8 protein-coding genes are annotated in these 7,690 nt (G+C 67.5%); 7 read left to right on the forward strand and 1 reads right to left on the reverse strand.

Annotated features, from left to right (window positions below):
• Positions 1–71: 71 nt before the first annotated feature.
• From ZRA01_RS19470 to ZRA01_RS19480, 3 genes are all read left to right on the forward strand, one after another.
• A complete protein-coding gene (locus ZRA01_RS19470; RefSeq protein WP_141355037.1) occupies positions 72–317 on the forward strand; it encodes a GlsB/YeaQ/YmgE family stress response membrane protein in 246 nt (81 codons plus the stop codon).
• Positions 318–454: 137 nt separating this feature from the next.
• The gene (locus tag ZRA01_RS19475; protein WP_141355038.1) at positions 455–1,063 is read left to right on the forward strand and encodes a 2-hydroxychromene-2-carboxylate isomerase; all 609 of its coding nucleotides are present in this window, start codon (positions 455–457) and stop codon (positions 1,061–1,063) included.
• Between the two features lie 58 nt (positions 1,064–1,121).
• Positions 1,122–1,616, forward strand: coding sequence for a hypothetical protein (locus ZRA01_RS19480; RefSeq protein WP_141355039.1), 495 nt, complete (start codon positions 1,122–1,124; stop codon positions 1,614–1,616).
• 114 nt (positions 1,617–1,730) lie between these two features.
• On the opposite strand, the gene ZRA01_RS19485 is transcribed toward ZRA01_RS19480, so the two are convergent.
• Positions 1,731–2,432, reverse strand: coding sequence for a hypothetical protein (locus ZRA01_RS19485; protein WP_141355040.1), 702 nt, complete (start codon positions 2,430–2,432; stop codon positions 1,731–1,733).
• Positions 2,433–2,499: 67 nt separating this feature from the next.
• On the opposite strand from ZRA01_RS19485, the gene ZRA01_RS19490 reads away from it, so the two are divergent.
• From ZRA01_RS19490 to purU, 4 genes are all read left to right on the forward strand, one after another.
• Positions 2,500–4,410 (forward strand): ATP-binding cassette domain-containing protein, encoded by a 1,911-nt coding sequence (locus tag ZRA01_RS19490; RefSeq protein ID WP_141355041.1) that lies wholly within the window; start codon positions 2,500–2,502, stop codon positions 4,408–4,410.
• Between the two features lie 78 nt (positions 4,411–4,488).
• Positions 4,489–5,541 (forward strand): SGNH/GDSL hydrolase family protein, encoded by a 1,053-nt coding sequence (locus ZRA01_RS19495; protein ID WP_141355042.1) that lies wholly within the window; start codon positions 4,489–4,491, stop codon positions 5,539–5,541.
• A 46-nt stretch (positions 5,542–5,587) separates the two neighbouring features.
• Positions 5,588–6,196 carry a bifunctional phosphoserine phosphatase/homoserine phosphotransferase ThrH gene (gene thrH / locus ZRA01_RS19500; protein ID WP_141355043.1) on the forward strand — a complete coding sequence of 203 codons (609 nt, stop codon included), beginning with the start codon at positions 5,588–5,590 and terminating at the stop codon, positions 6,194–6,196.
• 45 nt (positions 6,197–6,241) lie between these two features.
• Complete coding sequence (gene purU, locus ZRA01_RS19505; RefSeq protein WP_141355044.1) at positions 6,242–7,117, forward strand: formyltetrahydrofolate deformylase; 876 nt, start codon at positions 6,242–6,244, stop codon at positions 7,115–7,117.
• The last annotated feature ends 573 nt before the right edge of the window (positions 7,118–7,690 follow it).

Genomic DNA, 7,690 nt, shown 5'->3' on the forward strand with positions numbered 1-7,690 from the left:
ACACTTATTAACACCCCGCGGCCGGTGCGGCGGCTACAGTGAGGGCCGATCCTTCACCGCAGGAGCACACCATGGGCATCCTCTCGACCATCGTCATCGGCTTTCTCGTCGGCCTCGTCGCCCGTTTCGTCAAACCCGGCGACGACTCGATGGGCTGGATCAAGACCATCCTGTTCGGCATCGGCGGCTCGCTGGCGGCCACCTACGGCGGCCAGGCCCTGGGCCTCTACCAGGCCGGTCAGGGCGCAGGCTTCATCGGCTCGGTGGTGGGCGCGGTGATCCTGCTGGTGCTGGCGGGCAAGCTCGGCGGCAAGTAAGCCGGCGCCCGCCCAGCGGGCCCCTTCAAGCACCGGCTGCCGGGGGGTTGCTTGAGCCCCCAGGCCGGGCCACCCCCGGGCGGCGAAGATCTTTTGCGGTGCTATGCTGAATCGTCCCCACCGCAAGGGAGCGCGCCATGAGCAAGACCCTTGAGTTCTGGTTCGAATTCGCCAGCTCCTACTCCTATCTTTCGGTGATGCGCGTCGAGCCGCTGGCCCGCGAGGCCGGCGTCGAGGTGGCGTGGCGCCCTTTCCTGCTGGGCCCGGTGTTCCTGTCGCTCGGCTGGAACGACTCGCCCTTCAACATCTATCCGCCCAAGGGCCGCTACATGTGGCGCGACCTGGCGCGGCTGGCCGAGGGCTACGGCCTGCCCTTCCAGATGCCGTCGCGCTTTCCGCGCAGCGGCCTGCTCGCCGCGCGGGTGGCGCTGCTCGGCACCCACGAGGCGTGGATGGGCGACTTTGCCCGCGCCGTGATGCGCGCCAACTTTGCCGAAGACCTGGACATCGCCGAACCGAAGGTGATCCGGGCCATCCTCGACGGCCTCGGGCTGCCCGCCGACGTGCTCCTCGAGGCGGCCGGCAGCGAGGACAACAAGCGCGCCCTCAAGCGCCAGACCGCCAAGGCTGGCGAACTCGGCCTGTTTGGCGCGCCGAGCTTCATCACCGCCGACGGCGAGCTGTTCTGGGGCAACGACCGGCTCGAAGACGCGCTGGCCTGGACGGTGAAGCACGCCGAAAACTGAGCGCCGGCGGACTATGGGCTAGAATCCCGCCCCTTCCCCGGCCCACCCGAACCCCGCAATGCACCCCGACGAAACCGCCGACGACCTGCCCACCCGCATCACCGAAGACCGCCTGTGGCGCGACGACGGCTGGACGGCCCGCGTCATCAAGAACCCGGACGACGACGGCTGGGCCGTGGAGATGCTGAAGGACGGCGAATCGGAGCCCGCGCTGGTGGGCCCGTGGACAATGGGCCGCGACAAGAAGAACCCCAAGCCCCTCGACCCGTCGGCCTTCAACACCCTGGTCAAGACCGCCTCCGAGGTGCTGCGCCGCCACGAGCAGCAGCTGCACGCCACGCTGCACAAGCGCGTCACCGTGAGCACCGACGCCGGCCGCATCGAGGTGCGCCTCGACATCGTGCCCGACGAATACGAGCCCTACGCGCACCTCAGCGCCTTCGACGAGTTCGGCGACGAGATCGCCCGGGTGCGGGTGCGCCCCGACTTCAAGCTCAACGCCAAGAGCGCCGGCGCCTGGATCGCCGACGAGTACAGCCGGCCGGGGGGCTGAGCGGGCGCGAGACGCCTTGGATCGCTGCGCGGCCAGGCACAGCGAAAGCCGGCGGCACCGCGGCCTCTGGCATCACGCCGGGGCCGGGTGATGCCAGAGGCCGCGGCAAGGGGATCAGCGAGTCGGCAGCAGGGAGTCGGCGGCCGGCTTTGCGCCGGGGGCGGCGTTCTTCTTCTCCTGCTCAGCCTTTTTCTCGGCGGCCTTGCGGGCCCGCTCGTCGTAGTCCTCGCGGTCGCTGCGGGCCTGCTCGGCGCGCTGGGCGGCGGCGGTGGCCTCATCGGCGCGGCGGCGGGCCTGCTCGGCCTCGTGGCGGTGGCGGGCCTCGGCCTCGAGCATACCGCGGGTCTTGGCGTCCTGCTCGCGCTTCACGCGGTCGGCGTCTTTTTCGGACAGCTGGCGCAGGCGGGCCTCGCTGTCGGCCCGGTTCTTCGCCTCAAGCTCAGCGCGCTCGATGGCCTTTTGCGGCGCGTTGGCGGCCTGTTCATCCATGCGCTCGGTGAAGCGGCGGTTTTTTTCGGCCAGCTCGATCGCGTCGGCCTCGGTGTCGAGGGCCCGCGCCCGCCGGATCGCCTCGACCCGCCGCTCGCGGGCCTGGTCGATGCAGCGGTTGACCAGGAAGCGCGCATAGCAGGCGATCTCCTCGTCGGAGAAACGCAGCGTGGCCGCCTCGCGGATGGCGGAGGCGTCGGAATGCAGCGTCGCAGCGCGGGCCAGATCCGGCACCGGCGCCTCATCGGCCCGGGCGGGGCCGGCGGGCGACAGGGCAAACATCAGGGTGGCGAGGCAGGAGAGCGGAAAGAGGCGGCTTCGGCGCATGGCACGGCAGGGCTTACATAAAGGAACCGCTTACAATACCGGATTTCCTGCCCGCTTTCCTGCCGCCGTGATCCAGTTCCGCAACCTCCGCCTCGCCCGTGGCGTCAAGACCCTCATCGAAGGCGCCAGCCTGCAGATCCACCCCGGCTGGAAGGTCGGCCTCACCGGCGCCAACGGCTGTGGCAAGTCCAGCCTGTTCGGCCTCCTGCGCGGCGAGCTGCACCAGGACTCCGGCGACCTGGAGATGCCCGCCTCATGGGTGATTGCCCACGTGGCCCAGGAAACCCCGGCCCTGCCCCGCCCGGCCATCGAGTACGTGCTCGACGGCGACGCCGAGCTGCGCCGCGTCGAGGCCGGGCTCGAGAAAGCCGAGGCCGCCCACGACGGCGAGGAGATCGGCCACCTCCACGGCCGCCTGCAGGAGATCGGCGGCTACGCGGCCCGCGCCCGCGCCGCCGCGCTGATGGACGGCCTGGGCTTCAGCGCGGCGGATCTGGAGCGCCCGGTGGCGGATTTCTCGGGCGGCTGGCGGATGCGCCTCAACCTCGCCCAGGCGCTGATGTGCCGCTCCGACCTGCTGCTGCTCGACGAGCCCACCAACCACCTCGACCTCGACGCGGTGATCTGGCTGGAGCAATGGCTGGGCGACTACCGCGGCACCCTGGTGCTGATCTCCCACGACCGCGACTTTCTGGACGCGGTGGTCAACCAGATCGCCCACATCGAGAACCAGCAGCTCACCCTCTACACCGGCGGCTACTCCAACTTCGAGCGCCAGCGGGCCGAGCGCCTGTCCCAGCAGCAGGCGATGTTCGAGAAGCAACAGCGCGAGCGCGCCCACCTGCAAAAATACGTCGACCGCTTCCGCGCCCAGGCCACCAAGGCCCGTCAGGCCCAGAGCCGCATCAAGGCCCTGGAGCGCATGGAGACCATCGCCGCGGCCCACATTGACAACCCCTTCAGCTTCAGCTTCCGCGAATGCGGCGCCGCCCCCGACCCGCTGCTGCAGCTCGAAGACGCCGCCGCCGGCTACCCGGACAAGCCGATCCTGGCGGGCATGAAGCTCACCATCCGCCCCGGCGAGCGCATCGGCCTTCTCGGCCGCAACGGCGCCGGCAAATCCACGCTCATCAAGCTGCTCGCCGGCAGCCTCAAGCCCAGCGCCGGCCAGCGCCGCGAAGGCAAGGGCCTGGCGCTCGGCTACTTCGCCCAGCACGCCCTGGAGAGCCTGCGCCCCGACGAATCGGCGCTGCAGCACATGCTGCGCCTCGACCCGCAGACCCGCGAACAAGATCTGCGCAACTACCTCGGCGGCTTCGACTTCCACGGCGACATGGCCACCGCGCCGGTGGCGCCCTTTTCGGGGGGCGAGAAATCGCGCCTGGCGCTGGCGCTGCTGATCTGGGGCAAGCCCAACCTGCTGCTCCTCGACGAGCCCACCAACCACCTCGACCTCGAGATGCGCCACGCCCTCACGCTGGCGCTGCAGGACTACGAGGGCGGCATGGTGATCGTGTCCCACGACCGCGCCCTGCTGCGTGCCACCTGCGACCGCTTCCTGCTTGTTGACGACGGCCGCCTGCAGCCCTTCGACGGCGACCTGGACGACTACAAAACCTGGCTCGCCCAGCGCCGCGCCGCCGACGCCACCGCCGCCCAGTGCCCCGACCGCGCCGCCGACAAGGCCAGCCGCAAGGCCGACCGAGAAGCCGCCGCCGCCGACCGCCAGGCCCGCCTGGCCGCCCGCCGCCCGCTGCAAAAAGAGCTCGACCAGCTCGACAAGAAGCTCGGCCCCTGGAACGCCGAAAAGGCCCAGCTCGACGAACGCCTCGCCGACCCGGCCCTCTACACCGGCCCCGATGCCGGCGAGGTACCCAAGCTCCTCAAGCGCCAGGCCGAACTCACCGGCAAGATCGACGAAGCCGAGCTGCGCTGGCTGGAACTCCACGAAGCCCTGGACGCCATTCCAGCCGACTGAAGCCACGCCACCCGGCGCTCCCGATTCGGGTATCCTTACCGCATTCAAACCCATTTTGAGAATGCAAGGAGCCCTCCGATGCCCGAATCGATCAGCAAGACCCTGCGCCGGCTCGCCCTCGCTGCCGGCCTCGCCCTGCCGGCCGCCGCCTCGGCCGGCTATTCGCAAATCTACGTGCTCGGCGACAGCCTGTCGGACGTGGGCAACATCGAGGCCGCCTACGCCCCCATCGTGGCTGCCAACGGCGGCGTCCCGCTGCCGATCCTGGCGGCGCCGGGCACCCCGTCGGCCTACGCCCCGAACCGGGCCAGCAACGGCCCGATCTGGATCGACGCCTTCGCCGGTGCCTTCGGCTTCACCTCGGTCGCCTCGCTCAACGGCGGCACCAACTACGCCTTCGGTGGCGCGCGCACCGACAACCAGCTCTACAACCCGGTCATCCCCGACTTCCTGGGCCTGCTCCAGCAGCGCGACGCCCTGCTGGCCGCCCGCCCGGCCCTCGACCCCGACGCCCTCTACGTGGTGTGGGGCGGCGCCAACAACCTGCAGGACATCCTCACCGGCCGCCCCCGCGCCGACGGCACGCCGCAGAGCGTGGGCCAGACAGTTGCCGACCTGGGCCTCATCATCGACAGCCTGGCCGCCGCTGGCGCCAGCCACTTCCTGGTACCCAACGCCCCCAACATCGGCCTCGTGCCGCGCCTGCGCGAACGCGGGCAGGCGGCCGTGGCCTTTGGTACGCTGCTCACCGACGCCCTCAACGACGGGCTCGCCACCCTCATCGACAGCCGCCGCCAGGCCGGGCTCGACATCCTAGACTTCGACACCGCGGGCTTCCTCGCCGAGGTCGTCGCCAACCCGGCCAGTTACGGCCTCAGCAATGTCACCGAGCGCTGCTACACCGGCGACGACCTCAACTTCAACGGCTCCGGCAGCATCTGCGCCGACCCGGCCAGATACCTGTTCTGGGACGGCATCCACCCCACCGCCACCGGCCACGCCCTGCTCGCCCAGGCCATGCTGCAGCACATCCCCGAGCCGGCCGAAACGGGCCTGCTGCTCGCCGGCCTAGCCGCCGCGGCTTGCAATTCGCGACGCATTCGGCAGAAGCCGCGCCAGTCTCTTTGCTAGAATCGCAGACTCGCAAAATCAACCGCCGCAATCTGGAGCTTCCGCCGTGCAACTCGTCTGTCTCGACCTCGAAGGTGTCCTCGTCCCCGAAATCTGGATCGAATTCGCGGAGCGCACCGGCATCCCCGAACTCCGTCGCACCACCCGCGAGGAGCCCGATTACGACAAGCTGATGAAGTACCGCCTCGACCTGCTCAAACAGCACAAGCTGGGCCTGCCCGACATCCAGAAGGTGATCTCCGAGATGGGCCCCGAGCCCGGCGCCAAGGATTTCCTGGACGCCCTGCGCCAGGATTTCCAGGTCATCATCCTGTCCGACACCTTCTACGAGTTCGCGATGCCGCTGATGCAGCAACTCGGCATGCCCACCCTGTTCTGCCACAAGCTCGAGGCCAACGCCGAAGGCTTCCTGGTGAACTACCACCTGCGCATGGCCAACCAGAAGAAGGAAGCCGTCCAGCGCTTCAAGGAGATCAACTTCAAGGTCATCGCCGCCGGCGACTCCTACAACGACACCGCGATGCTCAAGGAAGCCCACGCCGGCATCCTGTTCCGCGCGCCGGACAACGTCATCGCCGAGTTTCCCCAGTTCCCGGTCGAACGCGAATACAGCGGCCTGATGGCCCAGATCCGCGCCGCCTCCGCCCGCATCTGACCCCTCCTTTTGCGCCGCCCGGCCCCGCGGCCGGCGGCCCCCGCCATGCACCGCGAACGCTTCTACACCCTCTCCGCCTCCTGCCCGGACCGCTCCGGGATCGTCGCCAAGGTTTCGGGCTTCATCGCCGAACACAAGGGCTGGATCCTCGAAACCGCGCTTCACTCCGAACGCACCGACGACGCCAGCCAGGCCGACCGCTACTTCATGCGCATCGAGATCCGCGCCGATTCGCTGCCCTTCATGCTCACCGAGTTCCGCGAGCGCTTCGCGCCGATCGCCGAAGAGCTGCAGATGGACTGGAAGATCACCGATTCGGCAGTCAAGAAGCGCGTCGTCGTGCTGGTGTCGAAGCAGGAGCACTGCCTCTACGATCTGCTCGCCCGCTGGCAGTCGAAGGAGCTCGACATCGAGATCCCGTGCATCATCTCCAACCACGACACCTTCCGGGGCTTCGTCGAGTGGCACGGCATCCCCTTCCACCATGTGCCGGTGACGCCCGACAACAAGGCCCGCGCCTACGCCGAAGTCCAGCGTATCTTCGACGAGGTGGGCGGTGACACGATGGTGCTGGCCCGCTACATGCAGATCCTGTCGCCCGAGCTGTGCGCGGCCAACCCGGGCAAGATCATCAACATCCACCACAGCTTCCTGCCCAGCTTCGTTGGCGCCCGGCCCTATCACCAGGCCTACCAGCGCGGCGTCAAGCTGATCGGTGCCACCTGCCATTACGTCACCAGCGAGCTCGACCAGGGCCCGATCATCGAGCAGGACGTGATCCGCATCGACCACTCGGATTCGGTGGAAGACATGGTCCGCTACGGCAAGGACATCGAAAAGGCCGTGCTCGCCCGCGGCCTGCGCTACCACCTCGAAGACCGGGTGCTGGTGCATGGCAACAAGACGGTGGTGTTCCGCTAAGCCGCAACCCGGCAGCCCAGCCCCACAGCCGGCCCCACGAGGCCGGCTTTTTTACGCCCGTCAGCGGCGCTGTAAAAATGCTCGACATGCCCGCGTATTGGCGCGAGGCGCCATGGCCACCACCAGCCGACGCTCGCGGCGCCCATGGCATGAGGCAAACGGAACACACCTGCCACCGCGAAACACTCCGCAACAATCCCGAACAAATGCTTGACCCTGCACTCGCCGATTAAGAGCAAAAGACAATCAGCACCCAAAAAACCTAAACACATAACCCGGCATTAAGCCGAACCGTTATGGAAATCACAAATTTCAATTCAGGTAGCTCAAATCGGGGGTTTTTACAAAATTATCAAAGCCCTCCGAACATATACGAACAATCAAACGCAAGCCATTGAATTAATTAACAAAAAACCAACAACAAAAACAAGGCACGGCAATTGCTATTTCGAATAAATAGAGGAAGTCTGCAATCCGATTTCTTCAGGAATTATTTTTCTTATTCGAGAAAGCGAAAAATGAACGCCAAAAAAATCACACTCTCTACCATCGCCGCAACCCTGCTCGGTCTCC

The sequence above is a fragment of the Zoogloea ramigera genome (assembly GCF_006539865.1).
Taxonomy (GTDB): Bacteria; Pseudomonadota; Gammaproteobacteria; order Burkholderiales; family Rhodocyclaceae; genus Zoogloea; species Zoogloea ramigera.